This is a genomic window from Methylogaea oryzae, from assembly GCF_019669985.1.
Classification (GTDB): domain Bacteria; phylum Pseudomonadota; class Gammaproteobacteria; order Methylococcales; family Methylococcaceae; genus Methylogaea; species Methylogaea oryzae.
Genome location: NZ_AP019782.1, coordinates 3474707 through 3496444, shown reverse-complemented (window position 1 = coordinate 3496444; position 21738 = coordinate 3474707). Strand labels below are relative to the sequence as shown.

Sequence of the window (21738 nt, the reverse complement as noted above, 5' to 3'; positions counted from 1 at the left end):
CCCGAAAGCCGCCATTGAGTTGCGGCCTATGATAGCAAATCGCCCCAGCGGCGACACTCGCGGCAGCGCGGCGTCGAGCGCGGCCGAATTGTTCCGTGTTCCGCTGGGGTAAACTACACGCCCCTCGCCCAAGCAGCCCACCTATATGAGCATGAAACCCAATCCCGTGTATTACCGCACCGAGTTCTTGAAAAGCGCTCCCAATCCCTGGGACGCTCCGCCCGACGAGGGGCGCGAAGTGGCTTTCGCCGGTCGCTCAAACGCCGGCAAATCCAGCGTCATCAACACGATCACCCAGCGCAAAAACCTGGCCCGCACCAGCAAAACCCCCGGCCGCACCCAATTGCTGAATTTTTTCCAGGTCGACGAAACCAGCCGGCTGGTGGACTTGCCCGGCTACGGTTACGCCAAAGTGCCTATGGATATGCGCAAGGCCTGGGGCAAATCCATGGAGAGTTACTTGTTGCACCGCCAAGCCCTGCAAGGGGTGTTCCTCATCATGGACGTGCGCCATCCGCTCACCGAATTCGACTGGCAAATGGCGGAGTGGTGCGGCAGCGCCGGGTTGGATTTGCACGTGGTGCTGACCAAGGCGGACAAATTGAGCCGGGGCGCGGCCGCCAACACTTTGCTGCAAGTGCGGCGCAGCCTGAAAAACGAGGGGGTGGAGGCCAGCGCGCAGTTGTTTTCCTCCATGGACCGCAACGGCCTGGAAGAAGCCCACGCCATGTTGGATCACTGGTTGCGGCCGCTTACCTAGGACGCCGTACGCCCACCAGCCGAGTCAGCCAATACGGCTGGGCGAGGCTTGAGCGCATCACTTGCCGACCGTTGCGGGGGGCGTGGACAAAGCTGTCTTCGCCTATGTAAAGGCCCACGTGGGAGAACGGTTTGCCTTCGGTGTTGAAAAACAGCAAATCGCCCGGTTGGCGTTGCCCCGTCGATACCTCGGGCAGCTGTTGCGCCATGGATTGCGTGTCTCGAGGCAGGCGCACGCCATGGCGGGCGTAGACGTATTGCACCAGCCCGCTGCAATCGAAGCCTTCTTCCGGCGTTTCTCCGCCGTAACGGTAGGGTTGGCCTTGCAAGCGCAGGGCTTCGGTCACCACGGCCTGGCGATTGCCGATGGACGCGCGCGGCGGCGCGGTGGGCGTGGTGCTGCATCCACCCAGCCATAGGGCGACGCAAATCAGCGGGGCGAGTCGAAGGGGGCTTGAACGCATGGTTTCATTCACCGGAATGCCGCCAGCGGAATTGTGGCGCACAGGACGGATTCATGGAAGACTTCAACATACGCGCTTTGCAAGCGGATTATCAATAAATTTCGGTCCAACGCCTGCCGGGACGCTGCGCTTGCCCTAAGGTAAAATGCCGGCCTTTGCCAACGGGCCCCATCCTTGATCGCCAAAAGCCACCTTTTCCGCCATGAGCCGGCCTGGTTCGACGACCGGTCGGGGTTGTACCGTACCTTGCCTGGCACGGTGCGTTCCTGGCTGTACGAGCCCGGCTCGCTGACCTTGCGCTTGCAGCGAGCCTGCCGAGGCGCGTTCCACGTGGCGGTATTGGGCGAAGGCTGGGCGCTGCCGTTCGTCGGGGAGTCGCGCCTGCTGGGTTTGCCGCCGGCTTCCCGGTGCTTGGTGCGCGAGGTCGCGCTGATGCGGGCGGACGAACCGTTGGTGCTGGCGCGCAGCATTATTCCTGCGACGACGCTGCGTGCGGCCGATCCAGGCTTGTCGAGGCTGGGCAGCCGGCCGTTGGGGGCGGTGTTGTTCGCTTGTCCCCGTTTGCGGCGGCAGCGCTTGCAGTTGGCGCGGGTGCGGGCCGGCGCGTTTCACGGCCCGGCCGCGCCGGCCGCCGCCGTATGGGGGCGGCGTTCGCTGTATTCCATTGCCGCCGGAGAATTGCTGGTGTGCGAGTTTTTTTTGCCCGCGGCCTTGGGGTTGGCGGAGACCATGCAGGAGGGGGATTGATGCGTAATCGGTCGTTAGGCGAGCGCGCCATTTGGTATTGGCGCTTGATGCGCTTCGACAAGCCCATCGGCATTTTGCTGCTGTTGTGGCCGGCCCTGTGGGCCTTGTGGATCGCCGGTAACGGCCGGCCGACTGTCGCCAACGTGGCGGTGTTCGTGCTGGGCGTGGTGTTGATGCGGGCGGCCGGCTGCGTCATCAACGATTACGCCGACCGCGATTTCGATCCCCATGTGGAGCGCACCCGGCAGCGTCCCATCGCCGCCGGGATGGTGCAACCGAAGGAGGCCCTGGTTTTGTTCGTGGCGTTGTGCCTGGTCGCCTTCGCCCTGGTGTTGACGCGCAACCTTATGACCATCGCCCTGTCCGTGGTCGGCGCGTTCTTGGCGGCCACGTATCCTTTTATGAAGCGTTACACCCATTTGCCGCAAGCTTATCTAGGATTGGCTTTCGGCTGGGCTGTGCCCATGGCTTTCGCCGCGGAGACGCAGGCTTTGCCCTTGACGGCTTGGGTGTTGTATCTGGCGACCACGCTGTGGGCGCTGGTTTACGACACCATGTACGCCATGGTGGATCGGGACGACGATTTGAAAATCGGGGTGAGGTCCACCGCCATTTTGTTCGGCGCCTGGGACCGTCAGGTGGTGGGGGCGTTGCAGGTTTGCATGCTGCTGGCCCTCGTTGCCGTGGGCCAGTTGCAGGGACTGGGACTGAGCTACTACTTAGGGTTGGCGGCGGCTGCGGGTTTTTCCGCCTATCAGCAGTGGTTGATTCGGCATCACGAAAAGCCCCGGTGTTTTCAGGCCTTCCTAAACAACCACTGGTACGGCGCCGCCGTGTTTCTAGGTATTTTCCTGGACTATGCCCTAAGGTAGCTTTGGCTAGCCTTTTTTGGTCGGCTTGCGGGCGGCGGCCGGTTTCGCCTTGGGCGCGGCGGGTGCCGGAGCGGCTGCGGGCTTGCTGGCTGCGGCGGGCTTGGCGGGTGCAGCCGGCTTGGCCGGGGCGGCCGGCTTAGGCGCGGCGGCCGGTTTGGGTGCTGCCGCCGGAGCCGCCGCAGCGGGTGCCGGTGCCGTAACGGTGGCGGCGGGCTTGGCCGGGGCTGCGGCAACGCTGGCGGCGGCAGCGGGGGCCGGTTTAGCGGCTTCGGCTGGCTTGGCTGCGGCCGGTGCGGGTTCCCACACGAAGCGGAGCTTGTCGCTGCGCTCGCTTTTGGTGGTGAAGAATATGGTCAGCCAGAGCAAGCCGCCTACCATGACCAGGGACAGGAACAGCGGCGGCCCGAGGGCGATCAGCAGTGCCACGTCCATGACGAGTACGGCGGTGTGTATGGGGTAGTCGACCATCCGGGCCAAGTTGCATTTGATCATGAGCTTTTCTCTCCTCTTCTTCGCATTTCAATGTTATTTGGGCGCAAAGCTGCTTGGGATAAAGACCTGCGCACAGGCTTTCGTACGGCACTACTGATCTTCATTTTTGCATTTTCTGCGATAAGTCAGCGCCTTACAAGGTGAATTCTGCGCCGAGTCGCGGGGGGTTAGCAATAAGCATAAAAACCCTGTGTATTTATTGGTGACGGATGTCCGGCAATTTCCGCCCGATTCGGGGCGGGCCCAGCGACAGGTAGCCCGCGGCGCGGGCCGTCGCGTCCCATGACCACGGCGGCTGTCGGGCGTTGTCGAGGCGAATTACCGGCGTCTCGGGCCGCATCGTCGGTGCGCGGTCAAATGGGCTGCTCTTTTACGCCCTGGCGCAACACCAAATATCGATCCGTTTTACCCCGGCTTGTCTCAAGGCCCGCGCCAGTGCGCCGACGGTGGCGCCGGTGGTGACGATGTCGTCGAGGATGGCGATGTGGTCCGCCTGGATTGCGCCCTTGATATGAAAAGCCCCGCGCAGGTTGCGGCGGCGTTGCAGGGCGGTGAGCCGCGATTGCGGCGGGGTGGTGCGAATCCGGCGGCAGTGTCGAGCGTCCAGGGGAATGCCCAGCCGTTGCGAGAGCAGGCGGGCCAGTTCGAGGGATTGATTGAAGCCGCGCTCGGTGTAGCGTTTGGGATGCAGGGGCACGGGGATGATCAGTTGCGGTCGCTCGGGCAGCGTCTCCAGGCGCGCCGCCAAAAGCTCCCCCAGCAGCCGGGCGCAGGCGTGGCGGTGGCCGAACTTGAGGGCGCGCAACAAGTGCCGCGCCGGTTCTTCATAGTGGAATAAGGCGGTGGCGCTATCGAAAACCGGCGGCTTTTTCTGGCAGCGGCCGCAAAGCGCGTGCGGCGGGGCCGCTTCCGGCAGGGCGGCGGCGCAGCGGGGGCAGGCGTGGCGGCAATAGGGCAAACCGCTCCGGCAACCGGGGCAGAGATCCAGGCCGTCGTGGCCGGGGGCGTCGCACAGGATGCAGGTGGGCGGGTAGAGCCATTGCTGTATAATGCGCGGCCATTCGTCAACCTTAAGCCGTCCTTTCGGTTTACCATCCATGGAGCATCCCGTATGAGTCTCGTCCAGTCCGCGCCGAGTGTAGCCGCCACCGCCGTTGTGCGCCATGATTGGCGCTTGGACGAAATCGAGGCACTGTTCGCCCTGCCGTTCAACGAACTGCTGTTCCAGGCGCAGACCGTGCACCGCCAGCACTTCGACCCGGCCGAGGTGCAGGTGAGCAGCCTGCTCAGCATCAAGACCGGCTCCTGTTCCGAGGATTGCGCCTATTGTCCGCAGAGCGCCCACTACGACACGGGTTTGTCGCGGGAAGGCCTGATGCCGGTGGCCGATGTGGTGGAGGCCGCTTTGCAGGCCAGGGCCCAGGGCGCCAGCCGCTTCTGCATGGGCGCGGCCTGGCGCCAGCCTAAGGACAAGGACATCGCCCAGGTGGCGGAAATGGTGCAGGCGGTGAAAGCCTTGGGCATGGAAACCTGCGTCACCTTGGGCATGCTCAGCGACGGCCAGACTACGGCATTGAAAGACGCCGGTTTGGATTACTACAACCACAATCTGGATACCTCGGAAGAGTTCTATTCCGAAGTCATCACCACTCGCACCTACCAGGACCGCTTGGACACGCTGGAGCGGGTGCGCGAGGCCGGCATGAAGGTATGCTGCGGCGGCATCGTCGGCATGGGCGAGAGCCAGGTGGACCGGGCCAAGCTGCTGCTCAACCTGGCCAATCTGCCGGAACACCCGCACAGCGTGCCCATCAATATGCTGGTGCAGGTGGAAGGCACCCCGCTGCACGGCAAGGAAGCGCTGGACCCGCTGGTGTTCGTGCGCACCATCGCCGTGGCGCGCATTCTCATGCCGCAGTCGCGGGTGCGCTTGTCCGCCGGCCGCACCGACATGAGCGACGAAATGCAGGCCCTGTGCTTCCTGGCGGGCGCCAACTCCATCTTCTACGGCGAAAAGCTGCTCACCACCGGCAATCCCATGGCGGCTAAAGACCGCCAGCTGTTCGACCGGCTGGGCATGCGCATGGCCGGCGTTTGCCTGGAACAGGCCGAAACGGACTGCTGCCACTGACCATGCGCTCCGAACTGGCCGCCGGGCTGGCGGAGCGCGCCGCCCAGGGGCTTTACCGCCGCCGCCGGGTGCTGGAGTCGCCGCAAGGGCCGGTGGTGCGGCGCGACGGGCGTGAGTTCCTCAATTTCTGCGGCAACGATTACCTGGGGTTGGCCAACCATCCCGAGGTGGTGCGTGCTTTCGCCCTGGGCGCCGAGCGCTGGGGCGCGGGCGGCGGCGCTTCCCATCTGGTTTGCGGCCACACGGCGGCCCACCACGCCTTGGAAGAAGAACTGGCCGTATTCGCCGGCCGCGAGCGCGCCTTGCTGTTTTCCAGCGGCTACATGGCCAACCTGGGCGTCATCGCCGCTTTGACCGGGCGCGGAGACAGCGTCTTGGAAGACAAGCTCAACCATGCTTCCCTCATCGACGGCGGGCTGCTGTCCGGCGCGCGCTTCTCCCGTTACGGCCACGCCGACGTTGCGTCCCTGCAAGAAAAGCTGGCCGGCTGCGGCAGCCGCCGCAAGCTGGTGGCCAGCGACGGCGTGTTCAGCATGGACGGCGACGTCGCGCCTTTGCCGCAATTGGCGGCGGCGGCGCGCAGCTATGGCGCCTGGCTGATGGTGGACGACGCCCACGGCCTGGGCGTGTTGGGCGCCAACGGCGGCGGCAGCTTGGAGCATTTGGGGTTGGGACAGGAGGATGCGCCCATCCTCATGGGCACCCTGGGCAAGGCGTTCGGCGTGTGCGGCGCTTTCGTCGCCGGCTGCGAGGAACTGATCGAAACCCTAATCCAGCAGGCGCGAACTTATATTTATACGACGAGCCTGCCGCCGGCTGTGGCCGAGGCGACCCGCGCCAGCTTGAGGTTGGCGCAGTCGGAAGGCTGGCGGCGCGAAAAACTGCGCGCCCTGGTGCGACGTTTCCGCGCCGGCGCCGAGGCGTTGGGTCTTGAATTGATGTCGTCCGATACGCCCATCCAGCCGGTGCTGGTGGGGGCCAACGAGGCGGCGGTGGCGGCCAGCGAGCGCTTGGCGGAGGCCGGCGTTTGGGTCGCGGCCATTCGTCCGCCCACGGTGCCGGCCGGCACGGCGCGTTTGCGCGTTACCTTGTCGGCGGCCCATGACGAAGCCCAGGTGGACCGCTTGCTGGACGCCCTGGCCGAGGCGCTGCGGCCGTGAGCCTGTACAGCGAAACTTTCGGCCAGGGGCCGGATCTCTTGCTGGTGCACGGCTGGTCCATGCACAGCGGCGTTTGGGGCGAATTCGCCCAGCTGCTGGCGTGGGACTTTCGCGTGACGGCGGTGGATTTGCCGGGGCACGGTTATAGCCCGTCTATAGCCGATACTACCTTGGCCGGCTGGGCCGAGGCGGTGTTGGCGGCGGCTCCCCCTCGCGCCCATTGGCTAGGGTGGTCGCTCGGCGCCCACATCGCTTTGCAAGCCGCCGCCGTCCATCCTGAGCGCGTCGAATGTTTGCAGACGATAGGCGGAACCCCATGCTTCGTGCAGCGGCCCGATTGGCCGGCGGCCATGGCGCGGGATGTGTTCGAAGCCTTCAGCCGCGAGGTGGAGCGAGATGGCGCGGCCGCATTGTCGCGCTTTCTGGGGTTGCAAGCGCAGGGGGGTGCGCGCGCTAGGCCGTTGCTGAAGCAAGTGCAGGAATTGCTTCAGCAACGGCCCGCAACGGCGCCCGTTGCGCTAAGGGCGGGGCTGGACATTCTGCGCACGGCGGATTTGCGGCCGGCGCTGGCGCGGCTGGAATGCCCCGTCATGGCGCTGTTGGGCGCTAGCGACGGTTTGGTGCCCGCGGCGATGGGTGAGGCGGCGCGGCGGTTGAATCCGGCGCTGCGCGTCGAAGTGCTGCCGGGGGCGGCCCATTTGCCATTTCTCAGTCATCCGCGGGAGTGCGCCGCTTTGGTCGCCGATTTTTTGCTTGCCCATGACCAAACTTGATTGTTCCTTGCCGGACAAGCGTCAGGTGCGCCTCTCCTTCGGGCGCGCCGCCGCCCGATACGATCAGTACGCCGATTTGCAGCGACGGGCCGGACTGGCGTTGCTGCAACGGCTGGATATCGCGCCGGACGACATTCGCCTGGTGCTGGATGTCGGCAGCGGGACGGGCTATTTCCTGCCGCGTTTAGCGAACCGATTTCCCCGCGCCAGGCTGGTGGCGGTGGATTTGGCGGAGGAAATGCTGGAGGTGGGGCGGGGCCGCCTGGCCGGGGCCCAGGCGGTTTGCGGGGATGCCGAGGCCTTGCCGTTCGCCGCGGGTTGCGCCGACGTGGCTTATTCCAACCTGGCCCTGCAATGGTGCGGTTCGTTGCAACGGCCCTTGACGGAGGTGGCTCGGGTGTTGCGGCCGGGCGGCGTGGTCGCGGTCGGTCTGTTCGGCGCGGATACCCTGGTCGAACTGCGCCAGGCGTGGGCGGCGGTGGATGGGTACCGCCGCGTCAACGAGTTCGTTACGGCCGATGACTTGCGCCAGGTGTTGGAGCGGGCCGGCTTCGCATCCATCGACATTCAAACGCGGCGCGAAGTCGTGGAGTACCCGTCCGTGCGGGAGTTGATGCGCGAATTGAAAGGGTTGGGCGCCCATAACGTCAGCGGCGGGCGTCCGCGTCACATGACCGGCAAGACGGCGCTGGCTCGAATGGAGGCGGCCTACCGTGAGCGGATGGGCGGCGGATCGATACAGGCCACCTACGAAATCCTCGGCGCGCTGGCGTGCCGGACCTAGGCGCGGCACGCCGTCGTTCAATGGACTGTTGAACGGCAGCCGGTTGCAAAGCCTCGGCGCATAAGCTAAATTCTGCAAGAAAAAACCGCCCGGAATCAGGGCGTTTCGATGCCGCTATTCGCCCAGCAATTTTATGGGATTTCGTCCCGAGGGTTCGGCGCGGTATCCTAACTTGGCTTGGAAGGGCGGCTTTGCCGTTCCGGCCTAGGGTCCGAATTCAGTGGCTTTCCCTAATGATGAGGGGCTCCGACCGCCTGGTTTTCATTCCCGCGGTGCTTCAGGAGTACGGTGCGGGACGTTCCCGGTAAAGCTAAAAGCGGGAAGATCGGCGCTTAAGTCAGCGCAAGCGCGGGCCCGTTTCGCCGCAGTGTGTTTAAAGAATTACCTATAAAACTGAGGGAGTGCTCCGTGAACAAAGCAAAGCGATTGCTCGCCGGTATCGCGATATCGGCCTTGGGGGTGGAGGCCGCCCAGGCGGAATACAAGCTGAACCTGGTGCAGGGCGTCACCGAGTCCAGCCATGCCGTTTACGGCCTGCACCAATACATGTTGTGGGTGTGCGTGGTCATCGGCGTGCTGGTGTTCGGCGTGATGTTTTACTCCATCCTCCATCATCGCAAGTCGAAAGGCGCGGTGGCCGCACATTTCCACGAAAACACCACGGTGGAAATCATCTGGACCGTCATTCCCTTCCTGATCTTGATCAGCATCGCCATTCCCGCCACCAACGTGATGCTGGATATGGCGGACACCACCGACTCGGACATGACCATCAAGGTGACGGGTTATCAGTGGAAGTGGCGTTACGAATACCTGGACGACAAGATCGATTTCTTCAGCAGCCTGGACGCCAAGAGCAATGCGGCCCGGCAGAAAGATTCCACGGTCGACCCCGCCTCCGTGGCGCACTACCTGTTGAACGTGGATAACCCTGTGGTGATCCCGGCCGGCAAAAAGGTGCGCTTCCTGTTCACAGCCGCCGACGTGATTCACTCCTGGTGGGTTCCCGACTTCGGCTGGAAGAAAGACGCCATCCCCGGCTTCATCACCGACGGCTGGGTGAAAGTGGACAAGCCTGGGGTTTACCGCGGCCAGTGCACCGAGTTGTGCGGCCGGGACCACGGTTTCATGCCTATCGTGGTTGAGGTGAAGGAGGAAGCCGACTACCGCAAGTGGGTCAATGAGCGGAAGCAACAGAGCTCCCAGACCCAACAGGATGCGAACAAGACCTTTACCAAGGCCGAATTGATGGCCAAGGGCGAAGAAGTTTACAAATCCAGCTGCGCCGGCTGCCATCAGCCCAGCGGCGAAGGCGTCAAGGGTTCTTTCCCCGCCATCAAGAACAGTCCGGTGGCCAAAGGCCCCATCGCCGCCCACACCAAGCTGGTGCTGGAAGGCAAGGGCATGATGCCCGGCTTCCGCGACATGTTGAGCCCTGCGGAAATCGCGGCGGTGGTTACTTATCAGCGCAACGCTTTTGGCAACAACGTGGGCGACCAGTTGCAGCCGAAAGATATCGCAGCTTCCCGTTAATTTTTCGTAAGAGGTCAATAACATGGCAGCGGATACTCATGCGGATGATCACGGCCACCACGGACCCGAAAAGGGCCTGATGCGCTGGATATTCACCACCAATCACAAGGACATCGGTACCCTGTACCTGTTGTTCGCTTTAATCATGTTTTTCGTCGGCGGCGCCATGGCCATGGTCATCCGCGCCGAGTTGTTCGAGCCCGGCATCCAATTCGTCGATCCGGGTTTCTTCAACCAGATGACCACGCTGCACGCGCTGATCATGGTGTTCGGCGCCGTGATGCCGGCCTTCGCGGGCTTGGCCAACTGGATGATCCCCATCATGATCGGCGCGCCGGATATGGCGTTGCCGCGTCTGAACAACTGGAGCTTTTGGCTGCTGCCGTTCGCGGCTTGCATGTTGGCGAGCACCCTGTTCATGGAAGGCGGCGCTCCGGCGGCCGGTTGGACCTTGTATGCGCCTCTGGTGCTGCAGGGCGGCAACCACTTCCCGTTCGTGATTTTCTCGGTGCACTTGCTGGGCGTGTCTTCGATCATGGCGGCGATCAACATCATCGTCACCATTTTCAACATGCGCGCTCCCGGCATGACCTTCATGAAAATGCCGCTGTTCGTGTGGACTTGGTTGATCACCGCGTTCCTGCTGATCGCCGTGATGCCTGTTTTCGCCGGCGCGGTAACCATGCTGCTCACCGACAAGTTCTTCGACACCAGCTTCTTCAGCGCGGCCGGTGGCGGCGACCCGGTGCTGTATCAGCACATTTTCTGGTTCTTCGGTCACCCCGAGGTGTACATCATGATCCTGCCGTCCTTCGGCGTGATCTCCACCATCATCCCGACCTTCGCGCGCAAGCCGTTGTTCGGCTATAGCTCCATGGTGTACGCCACGGCGTCCATCGCCCTGCTGTCCTTCATCGTGTGGGCTCACCACATGTTCACCGTGGGCATGCCGCTGGCGGGCGAGTTGTACTTTATGTACGCCACCATGCTGATCGCGGTGCCGACCGGCGTGAAGGTCTTCAACTGGCTGGCCACCATGTGGAAGGGCGCAATGACCTTCGAAACGCCGATGCTGTTCGCCGTGGGTTTCGTGGTGATGTTCACCCTGGGCGGCTTCACCGGCCTGATGATGGCTGTTGCTCCGGCCGACATGCAGTATCACGATACCTACTTCATCGTGGCGCATTTCCACTACGTACTGGTGCCCGGTGCCGTATACGCCCTGCTGGCCGCCGCCTACTACTGGCTGCCGAAATGGACCGGCCATATGTATGACGAGAAGTTGGGCCAGCTGCACTTCTGGCTGTCGACCATTTCGGTCAACGTGTTGTTCTTCCCGCAGCATTTCGTGGGCCTGGCCGGCATGCCGCGCCGTATCCCCGACTATGCTCTGCAGTTTGCGGAGTTCAACATGATTTCCAGCGTGGGCGCCTTCGTTTTCGGTGCTTCCCAGTTGCTGTTCGCCTACGTGGTGTACAAGTGCATCAAGGGCGGCGAGCCGGCGACCGACGAAGTGTGGGAAGACGCTAAGGAGCACGGCCTGGAGTGGACGCTGTCCTCGCCGCCGCCGTATCACAGCTTCACCACGGCTCCGGAAATCAAATAAGTAATCGCTACAGCGCCTTCTCCCTGATCGAGGGAGAAGGCCGGACTGAGTTTGGATGGATATTCGGAAAAAAAATTTGCTGTTGGGTTTGTTGATCGGCGCGATAGCTTTCGCTTTTTTTGCGGGGTCTATCCTGCTGACGCTGCATTCGAAATGATGGGCGACGCGCGGGAAGCCGCCAATCGGCGCCTGCTGCTGCGTTACTCGTTGATCGCGGCGGCCATGTTTGGTTTCGGCTACGCCTTGGTGCCGTTGTACGATGTGTTGTGCGATATCACCGGGCTGAATGGCAAGACCGCCAAGGAAGCGGCGGTTGAGCAGACGTACCAGGTCGACGCCGAACGGGAACTGGGCATGGAGTTCATCACGTCGGTCAACGAGAAGACTCCGCTCAAATTCCGGGCGGAAACGGCGAAGCTGCGTATCCATCCGGGGCAGTATTACACGGTGATGTTCTATGCGGAAAACACCGCTCCGGGCACCATCGTGGCGCAGGCGGTGCCCAGCGTGGCGCCTGGCTTGGCGGCGGATTATTTGAAGAAGACCGAGTGTTTTTGCTTTGCTAAGCAAACGTTTGAACCAGGCAAGGAAAAGGCCATGCCGGTGCGATTCGTGGTTGATCCGGCTTTGCCGAAGAGCGTCAAGGACATGACCTTGTCTTATACGTTCTTCGATGTAACGGCGAAACAATAGATACAAAATCCACAGAGAATAGGGGATACACATGGCAACACCAGGTTCGTACTACTTGCCGCATAGGGCCAACTGGCCCATCGGCTGTTCCATTGGCTTGACCACCTTGTTGGCGGGTTTCGCCAATTTCCTGAATGGTTCGTCGTCCGGTTCCGCCGTGATGATTATGGGCGCCGTGATCTTGGCTACCTTGCTGTTCTGCTGGTTCACCGAAGTGGTCGGCGAGAGCGAGTCCGGCGCCTATAACCACCAAGTAGATATTTCCTTCCGCTGGGGCATGGCTTGGTTCATCGCTTCGGAAGTCATGTTTTTCGCGGTGTTCTTCGGTTCTTTGTACTATGCGCGAGTGTTGTCCTTGCCCTGGTTGGGCGGCGAAGGCGATGCGACCTTGGGCGGCTTGACCAACGAGTATTTGTGGAAGGGTTTCAAGGCGGTGTGGCCCAGCAACGGTCCGGGTCACGTTGGTGGTCACGCCGACGGCAGCTTCGAATCCATGGGCGCATTCGGTATTCCGCTGCTGAACACCTTGATCCTCCTCAGCTCCGGTGCGACGGTGACGTGGGCGCATCACGGCTTGTTGGCCAACAACCGCGCTCAGCTGATCCAGGGCTTGGCCGCTACCGTCGGCTTGGGCTTTTTGTTCGTCGGCTTCCAGGCCTACGAATACCATCACGCTTACGCCGAGTTGGGGCTGACCTTGGGTACGGGCATCTACGGTTCGACCTTCTTTATGCTCACCGGCTTTCACGGCCTGCACGTCACGATCGGCGCCATCATGCTGACCGTGATGTTGTTTCGTTCCATGCGCGGCCATTTCACGCCGAAGCACCACTTCGCTTTCGAAGCGGCGGCTTGGTATTGGCACTTCGTGGACGTGGTGTGGCTAGGCCTGTTCATCTTCGTTTACATGTTGTAAACGACTCGGTTCGGGGCCAAGGTCCCAAAAGGGCGCTACCTGGGTAGCGCCCTTTTTTATGGGGGGGTATCCTGCCTGGAATGCCGGTGGTCAGGTCAGGTCAGGTCAGGTCAGTGCGCTGGCGCGGCGGGAGCGGCAAGTCCGCCCCTGATGCCGTGGGGCTGGATATAGCCCAGTTGGCTTGCGACGACGAGGCCGAGGAACAGGGCGATGGACAAGCCGATGCGCCACGTCAGTGCGCGGGCTGTACGCTTGTTGCCGCTACGGCCTCCCATCAAGTGGATCAGGGCGGAGCCTAGGCTGCCGATGATTAGAATAAAAACGAGAATGACGACGAATTTGGTGATCATGGCGGGAGCCCTGGTCAAGGGAAAAGCGAGCGGCCACCGCCGAAAAGGCGCGGCGCAATAACGGGTGTGCAGGGGCGAAGTATAGCGTGAAACGATTGGCGGCGGCGGTGCTGGTCCTGGCGGGAGTCGCGCTGTTTATCAATTTGGGGGCGTGGCAATTGCGCCGTGCGGACGAGAAACGTGCGCTGCTGGACGCTCGCGAGCGGCGGGCCGAGCAACCGCCGTTGGCCGCTCTGCCGGGGCAGGGGTGGGAGGACGAGCGTTACCGGCGCATCAGCCTCGCTGGACAATACGACGCCGACCGCCAAGTGTTGCTGGACAACCAAGTTTATAATGCCCGCGCCGGCTACCACGTTTTGACTCCACTGATTCCCAGGGAGGGAGGCTGCGCGGTGTTGGTGAATCGCGGTTGGGTTCCCGCCGGACCGGTACGCAGCGAGTTGCCGACGCTCACCATAACCCAAGCCGATGCCAGGGTCGAAGGCGTCATCGACCATTTCCCGTCGGTGGGCCTGCGGCTGCGGGGGGCGGAGGCGCTAGGCGCCGGTTATCCGCTGGTGGCGCAAGCCTTGGATGCCGCGCGGTTGTCGGAACGCATCGGCTATTGCCTGCAGCCTTATCAAATTCTGCTGGCGGCCCAGGCCGGGGATGGCTATGTGCGGGAGTGGCGGATGCAACACATCGATCCGGACAAAAGCCTGGGCTACGCCTTTCAATGGTTCGCCATGGCGGCGGCATTGGCGGTTTATGCATCCTGGATCGCCTGGCGCCACCGGCCGGGGCGGTCGAATTAGCGAGATATTTGCGAACCAATGAATAATTCCAATCCGGCGAGCGGCAACCTGAGGGGGCGCTTGCTCATCATCGGCGTGGCGGTGCTCACTTTCGGGCCTTTCATTTTGGCTTGGTACATGGCGAAACATCCCGAGTGGGTGGGTTCCACCACCAACTACGGCGAGTTGATCGCTCCCCCGCGTCCGATCGATTTGGCCGATTTGACGGTGGCGCCGAGCATGGGCGACTTTCCCTTGGCCGAGTTGAAACACCGTTGGGTGTTGGCGCAACTGGCCCCCGCCGGCCGCTGCGAGGCCGCCTGCCAAGACGCTTTGCACCGCGGCAAACAGGTATGGCTGCGCTTGAGCAAGGATTTGCCCCGTGTGCGCCGCCTGCTGGTAGTCGACGGCGCCATGGACGCCGCTACCTTGAGCGCGGTGAAGGACGGCGACGATACGCTGATGCTGGCGCAGGCAGCCCCCGGTTTGCGGCAGTCATTGGAGCAAACCGCTTGGCGCCGCGCGCCAGGCGACGCGGCCGATCCCGCCACCACGGTATGGCTGATAGATCCGCACGGCAATCTGATGATGCGCTATTCGCTGGATTACGACCCCCACGGTCTGTTGCGCGACTTGCAGCATCTGTTGAAAATTTCCATCAGCGGCTGATACGCCGCCCACGTCACCTCATTACAAGAAGAAGACCTAGCCCCATGTACCGCAAAATTCTGCTAGCCGCCCTGATCGCCGTCGTCTTTGGCTTGTTGGCGGGCGCTTACGCCGGAGCCACCGGCGCTTACGCCGCCTGCGGCCAATGGCCGATGTGCGACGGCTTGCTGTCGGGCGAGACCGGCAAGTTGTGGGCCGTCCAGGCGCAACGCATCGTGCACCTGGTGGAGCTGTTGCTGACGTTGGCCGCCTTCGCCCTGTCCTTCCGGCAAGCCTCGCCGCTCAAGCCGGGGTTGGCGGTCGCGACGGTGGCAGGCCAGATCGCCCTGGCGGCGACTGCGGCGGCCTACCACTACCATCCCCTGTTGCTGGCCGGCGACCTCTTGCTGTCCCTGGCGGCTTTGTCCTTCATTTACCGCTCATGGCTGGCTGCGGGCATGGACGCCGCCGTCGCCACCTCGCCGGCGGGCATCAAGCCGCGGTTGCTGGTGAGCCTGGCGCTGGTATGGATGATGGCGCAGACCGTCACCGGCGCATGGGAAGCCGCAATCCACGCCGGCACCGCTTGCCCCGAGGTTCCCACCTGCCTGGGCCACTGGTGGCCCGAGGTGGATTACGCGCAAGGCTTCGCCGTCTGGCGCGGTTTGCTGGACGCCGAGCCGGCGACGTTCGCCCTGGCCGAGCAAGTAGCGGTTAACTGGGTGCACCGCATCAGCGGCGTCGGCCTAATCATGTTGCTGACCGGGATCGGCATGGTGCTCAGTTCCGGCCGCTACGGCAAGCGCGCCGGCCGCAACGGCACCATCATCAACGCCCTGGCTTTCGCGCAGCTGGCGACCGCCCTGGCCGGCGTGAAATTCGGCCATCCGCTGGCCGCCACCCTGTTGCACGCCGCCCTGGTCCCGGGCATCTGGCTGCACCTGCTGCGCGCCGCCCATCAGTTGGCCCACGTGCCGACGGCGGAATTCGCCGCGGCGCCGCAAGCGGTCGCAGCGGCCGCGCCCCAGGCCGAGGCGGTGCCGCAGCCGGCTGCCGGGCCGACGGAGGAAGCGCCGTCCTTGTTGCAGCGCCTGCAAAAAGGCCTGCGCAAGACCGGCGGCGGCTTGGCCGGGCTGTTGGCCGGCCTGAGCGGGCCGCGCATTGACGACGGCTTGATCGAAGACATCGAAACCACGTTGCTCATGGCCGACGTGGGCGTGGAAGCCACCCAGATCTTGGTTCGGTCCCTGGCCACCGAGTATCCCAAGGACACGCCGGTGACCGCCGACGGCGTGCGCCGGCTGTTGAAGACGCAAATGCTCGACATGCTGGCGCCCGCCGATCAGCCGCTGGTCGTCGATACCGGCCGCAAGCCGTTCGTGATCCTGGTGGTAGGCGTCAACGGCGTGGGCAAGACCACCACCATCGGCAAGCTGGCGCGGCGCTATACCAGCGAAGGCCACAGCGTCATGCTGGCGGCCGGCGATACCTTCCGCGCCGCCGCCGTGGAACAGTTGCAGACCTGGGGCGAGCGCAACGACATCCAGGTGGTAGCGCAGCATTCCGGCGCAGACTCCGCTTCGGTCATCTTCGACGCCGTGCAATCCGCCCAGGCCAAAGGGGTTGATATACTGATCGCCGACACCGCCGGCCGGCTGCATACCAAGTCCAACTTGATGGAAGAACTGAAGAAGATCAAGCGCATCCTCGGCCGGCTGGACGAAACCGCGCCCCACGAAGTGCTGTTGGTGCTGGACGCCGGCACCGGCCAAAACGCCATCGCCCAGGCGCGCCAGTTCAACGAAGCGGTCGACCTTACCGGCATCGCTGTCACCAAACTGGACGGTACGGCTAAGGGCGGCGTGATCTTCGCCTTGGCGCGCCAGTTCGGCATCCCGATCCGCTACATCGGCGTGGGCGAGGGCATCGACGATTTGCAGGATTTCCATGCCGATACCTTCGTGGACGCGCTGCTCGGGCAGGAAACGGCATAAATGCGTATGAGTTAGGGAGAACCGGACGCCACCATGTTGCAGTTCAATCGCGTGAGCAAGCGCTACTCCGACGCAGGCGAGGTGCTGAACGACGTCAGCTTTACCCTGGAACGGGGAAAAATGGTGTTCCTCACCGGCCATTCCGGCGCCGGCAAGAGCACCATGCTCAAGCTCATCGCCTTGATCGAGCGCAGCACCCGCGGCCAGATCGTGCTGGACGGCAAAAACATCGGCCGGGTCAGCGAGCGCGAGATTCCCTACCTGCGCCGCAAGCTCGGCCTGATCTTCCAGGATTACCGCCTGCTGTACGACCGCACCGTGTTCGACAACGTCGCCTTGCCGTTGATCGTCGCCGGCTACGCCCACCGGGAAGTCGGGCGGCGCGTGCGCGGCGCCTTGGATAAAGTGGGATTGCTCAACAAGGAACGGCGCTATCCCATGGCGCTGTCCGGCGGCGAACAGCAGCGCGTGGGCATCGCCCGCGCCATCGTCAACAAGCCGCCCATGATCCTGGCGGACGAACCCACCGGCAACCTGGATCCTGAGCTGTCGCGGGAAATCATGGGCCTGTTCGCCGAGTTCAACAGCGTCGGCGTCACCGTGATGATCGCCAGCCACGACTTGGCGCTGATCGAGGAAATGGGCTACCCGGTCATGCGGCTTGACCACGGCCGCCTGGTGCAGGGCCCCAACCCGTGAAGCACACCCGCGCCGAACAGCGCATGAGCCAGCAGCGGCGCCAGGAAGTGTCGTCGCTGTACGCCTCCGATCACAAGTCCGCCAACCGCTATTTCGCCAGCCTGGCGCAGAAACTGCGCGGCTACGTGGAAAACCACGGCCACACCTGCTTCTCCAGCCTGGGCCGCCTGTGGCGCACGCCGGTGGCTAGCGCTCTGACCGTCACCGTCATCGCCATCGCCCTGGCCCTGCCGGCCAGCTTCCACGTCATGCTGAAGAATCTCAACCAGCTGGGCGCGGTGCTGGACGACAGCAGCCAGATCTCCCTGTTCCTCAAGCCCAAGCTGACCGACGAGGCCGGCCTGCAATTGGCCGATCGGCTCAAGAGCCATGCCGGCATCGACAGCGTGGCGTTGATTACCAAGGAAGGCGCGTTGCGCGAATTCCGCACCTACAGCGGCTTCGCCGAAGCCCTCGACGCCCTCGGCACCAATCCCTTGCCGGTGGTGATCCAGATCAAGCCCCGCGCCGGCCTGGCCGAATCGGACGAAGTGAAAGCCCTGCTGCAAGACCTGCGCGCCTTGCCGGAAGCCGATTACGTACAGCTGGACATGGAGTGGCTGGAACGGCTGCAAGCCTTGTTGAGCCTTGCCGGCCACGGCGTGACCATGATCAGCATCCTGCTCAGCCTGGCGGTGCTGCTGGTGGTGAGCAACACCATCCGGCTGGAACTGGAGAACCGCAAGGAAGAAATCGTCATCGCCAAGCTGGTGGGGGCCACCAACCATTTCATTCGCCGGCCGTTCCTCTATTGCGGCTTTTGGTACGGCTTCCTCGGCAGCTTCGCCGCCTGGATCTTCGTCACCTTCATGACGCTGATGGTCTACCCCTCCGTGCGGCGCCTGTCGGTGCTGTACGCCCGCGATTTCGACCTGCGCTTCCTGGGCTTTTTCGACACGCTGGAGTTGTTCTTCTGCGCCTCCGTACTCGGCATCGCCGGCGCCTGGCTGGTGTTGGCGCCCCAGTTGCGGCGCATGAATCCCGAATAGCAGGGAACCTTCCAAACCATTAGCACTCAAATGCGGCGAGTGCTAAACTGCTTTGCAAGAGTTTGGTTCGAGGGAGAACAGCTGACTATGACTACCGCATTGGCCCTGCCCGTCAACCTTGCCGTCGATTCCATCGACGCCTACGTCGCCGCCATCGCCCAAGTGCCGCGCTTGGAGGCCGACGAAGAAAAAGCCCTGGCTCACCGCTACCGCGACGAGGGCGACCTGGAAGCCGCGCGCAACCTGGTGGTTTCCAACCTGCGCTTCGTCGTGCACATCGCCCGCGGTTACAACGGTTACGGCCTGCCCTTTAGCGACCTGGTGCAGGAAGGCAATATCGGCCTGATGAAAGCCGTCAAGCGCTACGACCCGGACATGGGCGTGCGCCTGGTTTCGTTCGCCGTGCACTGGATCCGCGCCGAAATCCACGAATACATCATCCAGAACTGGCGCATCGTCAAAGTCGCCACCACCAAGGCCCAGCGCAAGCTGTTCTTCAACCTGCGCAAGGCCAAGAAGCGTCTCGGCTGGCTGACCCAGGACGAAGCCCAAGCCGTGGCCGACGACCTGGGCGTGAAGGTCGAAACCGTGTTCGAAATGGAAAGCCGCATGGAGCACTACGACGTGGCCCTGGAAGGCAACGCCGAAGAGGGCGACAACGATCCGACCGCCCCCATCCACTACCTCAAACACGAAACCGCCGACCCCGCCGCCGAACTGGAAGCCGGCGAATGGGATCGACGCCAGCAACTGCTGCTGCGCGACGCCCTGGACCAGCTGGACGAACGCAGCCGCGAAATCGTCGCCAGCCGCTGGCTGAACGAGGAAAAACTCACCCTGCACCAACTGGCCGACCGCTACAACGTATCGGCCGAACGGATACGGCAGTTGGAGAAGAATGCCATGGATAAGTTACGGAGTCGGTTGTTGGTGGCGATGTAACTTTTGAGTTTTAAATAGAAAGCGGCCTTCGGGCCGCTTTCACGTTTTTAGATGTCGTCAGCGGATTGGACGTTGCGTTACGTACTTATTGTTCGGCGGGGTTTAAGTTGATCGAAAAGAACTTCAATTCGTGGTCGGAGTTCAAAGACTATGTTGAGCAGTTGAAGGCTGGCTCTGCGGAATCGCTATCTGGGCGCGAAGGTTTTGTTTCTCGCTTTCTCTATCGCGGGCAAAGGGATTCAGGATGGGGGCTTGATACAACCTTGAGCCGAGAGTATCCCAAGCTGAATCGCCTGTCGGATTATTATCACCTTATTTCGAAAATAAAGCCTGAGGTAGAGGTTTTTACCAACCACATTTGGCCTAATATAGATGTCGTTGCAATTGAAAGAAGGCTGGAGGCCTATGACAGCCTGCGACTCGATTTTCTGCCGGTTTGTGAGTATCTTATATATTTGCGGCACCATGGTTTTCCATCGCCTTTTCTTGATTGGTCGCGGTCTCTCTATGTCGCCGCATTCTTCGCCTTTCAGAAGGCGGAGGCAGATCGGGTTGCTGTTTTTGTGTCGCAGGTAAAGGTAAGGTAGGTTCGTCTAATGAGCCAAAAATTGTCAGCTTAGGTCCCAATATTCGGACGCACCGACGGCACTTTCTTCAACAAGCCGAGTATACGTCAGCATTGCAGTTCCGAGATGGGGCGTGGCATGTGGCCAAGCATACGGATGTTTTTGGTTATGATTATGAACAGCAAGATCAGCTGTGGAAACTAACGCTTCCAAAAAGCGAAGCTACGAAGGTTCTTCGCCAGCTTGATGATTACAATATCAACGAATTTTCACTGTTTCAGAGTGAAGATGCGCTGCTTTCAACTCTTGCAACACGCCATGTAATCTCTTAGTGGGTTAGGCGATAGCCGTAACCCGCCCTTTCGTGTTTGGGCTTTGGGTTACTTTGTGCGCCTGCGGCGGTTTATTTGAATGTGGGTTAGCCGCACCCACGGGCGGGTTCCTTTTCTTTGCTTGTCCAAAGAAAAGGAACCAAAAGAAAGGACACCCGATTGCCGCGCCGCTAACGCGGTTCCCTGCGCTCCTCGCTTGAGCCGGGAGTTGATCGACAGGCCTTCCGTGGCCTGACGATCAACCGGCCGCATCCGTGCGGCCGCCCTTCGGGTTATTCCCTGCCCAAGCTGCGGTGCTCGGCGCGGCAAACGGGTACGGAAGAGACCCCTCTCCCGCTAGCGGGAGAGGGGCTGGGGAGAGGGGGCTCCGCAAGTAGTCCGGATTTCGCCGCGCTTCGGTGTTGGAGCCGCCCTTCGGTGCGCATCGTAAGCCGCCGCCGTTGCGCATTCGGATAGGCGCGCCGCCGATTGGCGGAATCGCGCGTTCCGCCCTACCTGTCGAAAAACGCTGCCACCGCCGCCAATTGCGCGGCGCAATCCTCCAGCGCGTTCACCCGGCGGCGGAATTCGTCGCCGCCCGGCAAATCCTGCACGTACCAGGCGATGTGTTTGCGCGCCATGCGCACGCCCATGTAGTCGCCGTAGAGGTCGTGCAGGTCTTGCAGATGGGCCAACACGACGGTGCGGATCTCGGCGGTGCTGGGCGGCGGCAAGTGTTCGCCGTCGGCGAGGTAATGGGCGATTTGACGGAATATCCACGGGCGGCCTTGGGCGGCGCGGCCGATCATGAGGGCGTCGGCGCCGGTTTGTCGCAGCACGTCGCGGGCTTTTTCCGGGGTGGCGATGTCGCCGTTGGCGATAACCGGGATGCGCACCGTTTGTTTCACCGCGCCGATCAGGCCGTACTCGGCTTCGCCGCTATAGCCCTGGCAGCGGGTGCGGCCGTGGATGGCGATGGCTTGGATGCCGCAGTCCTCGGCGATGCGGGCGATGCGGGGGACGTTTTTGTGGTCCTTGGCCCAGCCCAAGCGGGTTTTGAGCGTGACCGGCGTGTTCGGCACGGCCTGCACCACCGCTTCCAGGATGCGCGCCACTTGGATTTCGTCCTGCATCAGGGCGGAGCCGGCCGCCAGGTTGCAGACTTTCTTCGCCGGGCAGCCCATGTTGATGTCGATGATGTGGGCGCCTTTCTCCACGTTGTGGCGGGCGGCTTCGGCCAGCATGGCCGGGTCGGCGCCGACGATCTGTACCGAGCGCAGGCCGGTTTCGCCGTCGTAATTGGCGCGGTAGCGGGTTTTGTCGCTGGCGTAGAGGGCGGCGTTGGAGGTGACCATTTCGCTCACCGCCAGGCTCGCTCCCAGCCGCCGGCAGACTTGGCGGAAGGGGCGGTCGGTGATGCCGGCCATGGGGGCGAGGATGAGGTTGCCGTCTAGCGGGTAGGGGCCGATTTGCATGGAGGCAAGAATATAAGGTCGC

Annotated in this window: 24 protein-coding genes; 19 read left to right on the top strand and 5 right to left on the bottom strand. The window is 62.7% G+C overall.

Annotated features, from left to right (window positions below):
* Window positions 1-151 precede the first annotated feature (151 nt).
* Window positions 152-760 (top strand): ribosome biogenesis GTP-binding protein YihA/YsxC, encoded by a 609-nt coding sequence (gene yihA / locus K5607_RS15465; RefSeq protein WP_054773927.1) that lies wholly within the window; start codon window positions 152-154, stop codon window positions 758-760.
* Here yihA and K5607_RS15460 read toward each other — a convergent pair.
* Window positions 753-1223 carry a C40 family peptidase gene (locus K5607_RS15460; RefSeq protein ID WP_054773928.1) on the bottom strand — a complete coding sequence of 157 codons (471 nt, stop codon included), beginning with the start codon at window positions 1221-1223 and terminating at the stop codon, window positions 753-755. The two genes, yihA and K5607_RS15460, sit on opposite strands and share 8 nt — an antisense overlap.
* 174 nt (window positions 1224-1397) lie before the next feature.
* Here K5607_RS15460 and K5607_RS15455 point away from each other — a divergent pair, with 174 nt between their 5' ends.
* Both K5607_RS15455 and ubiA read left to right on the top strand, forming a co-directional pair.
* Complete coding sequence (locus K5607_RS15455; RefSeq protein WP_246598888.1) at window positions 1398-1970, top strand: chorismate--pyruvate lyase family protein; 573 nt, start codon at window positions 1398-1400, stop codon at window positions 1968-1970.
* On the top strand, window positions 1970-2842 hold the full coding sequence (gene ubiA, locus K5607_RS15450) for a 4-hydroxybenzoate octaprenyltransferase (protein WP_054775024.1): 873 nt from the start codon (window positions 1970-1972) through the stop codon (window positions 2840-2842). Before K5607_RS15455 ends, ubiA begins: the two co-directional genes overlap by 1 nt.
* 6 nt (window positions 2843-2848) lie before the next feature.
* Here ubiA and K5607_RS15445 read toward each other — a convergent pair whose 3' ends face one another.
* Entirely contained in the window at window positions 2849-3334 is a 486-nt protein-coding gene (locus K5607_RS15445) for a hypothetical protein (protein ID WP_221047545.1), read from the bottom strand.
* A 370-nt stretch (window positions 3335-3704) separates the two neighbouring features.
* The gene (locus K5607_RS15440; protein ID WP_221047544.1) at window positions 3705-4433 is read right to left on the bottom strand and encodes a ComF family protein; all 729 of its coding nucleotides are present in this window, start codon (window positions 4431-4433) and stop codon (window positions 3705-3707) included.
* A gap of 12 nt (window positions 4434-4445) precedes the next feature.
* Here K5607_RS15440 and bioB point away from each other — a divergent pair, with 12 nt between their 5' ends.
* From bioB to K5607_RS15400, 8 genes are all read left to right on the top strand, one after another.
* A complete protein-coding gene (bioB, locus tag K5607_RS15435; RefSeq protein ID WP_221047543.1) occupies window positions 4446-5465 on the top strand; it encodes a biotin synthase BioB in 1020 nt (339 codons plus the stop codon).
* A 2-nt stretch (window positions 5466-5467) separates the two neighbouring features.
* Window positions 5468-6625 (top strand): 8-amino-7-oxononanoate synthase, encoded by a 1158-nt coding sequence (gene bioF / locus K5607_RS15430; RefSeq protein WP_221047542.1) that lies wholly within the window; start codon window positions 5468-5470, stop codon window positions 6623-6625.
* Window positions 6622-7398, top strand: a complete 777-nt coding sequence (gene bioH, locus K5607_RS15425) for a pimeloyl-ACP methyl ester esterase BioH (protein WP_221047541.1) — start codon at window positions 6622-6624, stop codon at window positions 7396-7398. The genes bioF and bioH overlap by 4 nt, the downstream gene beginning before the upstream one ends.
* On the top strand, window positions 7385-8182 hold the full coding sequence (gene bioC / locus K5607_RS15420) for a malonyl-ACP O-methyltransferase BioC (protein WP_221047540.1): 798 nt from the start codon (window positions 7385-7387) through the stop codon (window positions 8180-8182). The genes bioH and bioC overlap by 14 nt, the downstream gene beginning before the upstream one ends.
* 408 nt (window positions 8183-8590) lie before the next feature.
* Window positions 8591-9715, top strand: coding sequence for a cytochrome c oxidase subunit II (coxB, locus tag K5607_RS15415; protein WP_054773601.1), 1125 nt, complete (start codon window positions 8591-8593; stop codon window positions 9713-9715).
* A gap of 22 nt (window positions 9716-9737) precedes the next feature.
* Window positions 9738-11321, top strand: a complete 1584-nt coding sequence (gene ctaD / locus K5607_RS15410) for a cytochrome c oxidase subunit I (protein WP_221047539.1) — start codon at window positions 9738-9740, stop codon at window positions 11319-11321.
* Between the two features lie 51 nt (window positions 11322-11372).
* Complete coding sequence (locus K5607_RS15405) at window positions 11373-12014, top strand: cytochrome c oxidase assembly protein (RefSeq protein ID WP_343222929.1); 642 nt, start codon at window positions 11373-11375, stop codon at window positions 12012-12014.
* Window positions 12015-12045: 31 nt separating this feature from the next.
* Window positions 12046-12930 carry a cytochrome c oxidase subunit 3 gene (locus K5607_RS15400; RefSeq protein ID WP_054773603.1) on the top strand — a complete coding sequence of 295 codons (885 nt, stop codon included), beginning with the start codon at window positions 12046-12048 and terminating at the stop codon, window positions 12928-12930.
* Window positions 12931-13040: 110 nt separating this feature from the next.
* Here K5607_RS15400 and K5607_RS15395 read toward each other — a convergent pair whose 3' ends face one another.
* Window positions 13041-13280 (bottom strand): twin transmembrane helix small protein, encoded by a 240-nt coding sequence (locus tag K5607_RS15395; RefSeq protein WP_221047538.1) that lies wholly within the window; start codon window positions 13278-13280, stop codon window positions 13041-13043.
* Between the two features lie 86 nt (window positions 13281-13366).
* On the opposite strand from K5607_RS15395, the gene K5607_RS15390 reads away from it, so the two are divergent.
* From K5607_RS15390 to K5607_RS15355, 8 genes are all read left to right on the top strand, one after another.
* Complete coding sequence (locus tag K5607_RS15390) at window positions 13367-14074, top strand: SURF1 family protein (protein ID WP_221047537.1); 708 nt, start codon at window positions 13367-13369, stop codon at window positions 14072-14074.
* 18 nt (window positions 14075-14092) lie between these two features.
* A complete protein-coding gene (locus tag K5607_RS15385; protein WP_221047536.1) occupies window positions 14093-14722 on the top strand; it encodes a hypothetical protein in 630 nt (209 codons plus the stop codon).
* A 44-nt stretch (window positions 14723-14766) separates the two neighbouring features.
* Window positions 14767-16695 carry a signal recognition particle-docking protein FtsY gene (gene ftsY / locus K5607_RS15380; RefSeq protein WP_221047535.1) on the top strand — a complete coding sequence of 643 codons (1929 nt, stop codon included), beginning with the start codon at window positions 14767-14769 and terminating at the stop codon, window positions 16693-16695.
* A gap of 33 nt (window positions 16696-16728) precedes the next feature.
* A complete protein-coding gene (gene ftsE, locus K5607_RS15375; RefSeq protein ID WP_054773446.1) occupies window positions 16729-17394 on the top strand; it encodes a cell division ATP-binding protein FtsE in 666 nt (221 codons plus the stop codon).
* Complete coding sequence (gene ftsX / locus K5607_RS15370; protein WP_246598887.1) at window positions 17391-18422, top strand: permease-like cell division protein FtsX; 1032 nt, start codon at window positions 17391-17393, stop codon at window positions 18420-18422. Before ftsE ends, ftsX begins: the two co-directional genes overlap by 4 nt.
* Before the next feature lie 87 nt (window positions 18423-18509).
* On the top strand, window positions 18510-19364 hold the full coding sequence (rpoH, locus tag K5607_RS15365; RefSeq protein ID WP_221047534.1) for an RNA polymerase sigma factor RpoH: 855 nt from the start codon (window positions 18510-18512) through the stop codon (window positions 19362-19364).
* A 107-nt stretch (window positions 19365-19471) separates the two neighbouring features.
* The gene (locus K5607_RS15360) at window positions 19472-19951 is read left to right on the top strand and encodes an FRG domain-containing protein (protein WP_221047533.1); all 480 of its coding nucleotides are present in this window, start codon (window positions 19472-19474) and stop codon (window positions 19949-19951) included.
* Window positions 19952-20070: 119 nt separating this feature from the next.
* Window positions 20071-20262 carry a hypothetical protein gene (locus tag K5607_RS15355; RefSeq protein ID WP_156302402.1) on the top strand — a complete coding sequence of 64 codons (192 nt, stop codon included), beginning with the start codon at window positions 20071-20073 and terminating at the stop codon, window positions 20260-20262.
* Window positions 20263-20753: 491 nt separating this feature from the next.
* Here the strand turns inward: K5607_RS15355 and dusB are convergent, their stop codons facing one another.
* The gene (gene dusB / locus K5607_RS15350; RefSeq protein WP_221047532.1) at window positions 20754-21716 is read right to left on the bottom strand and encodes a tRNA dihydrouridine synthase DusB; all 963 of its coding nucleotides are present in this window, start codon (window positions 21714-21716) and stop codon (window positions 20754-20756) included.
* Window positions 21717-21738 lie beyond the last annotated feature (22 nt).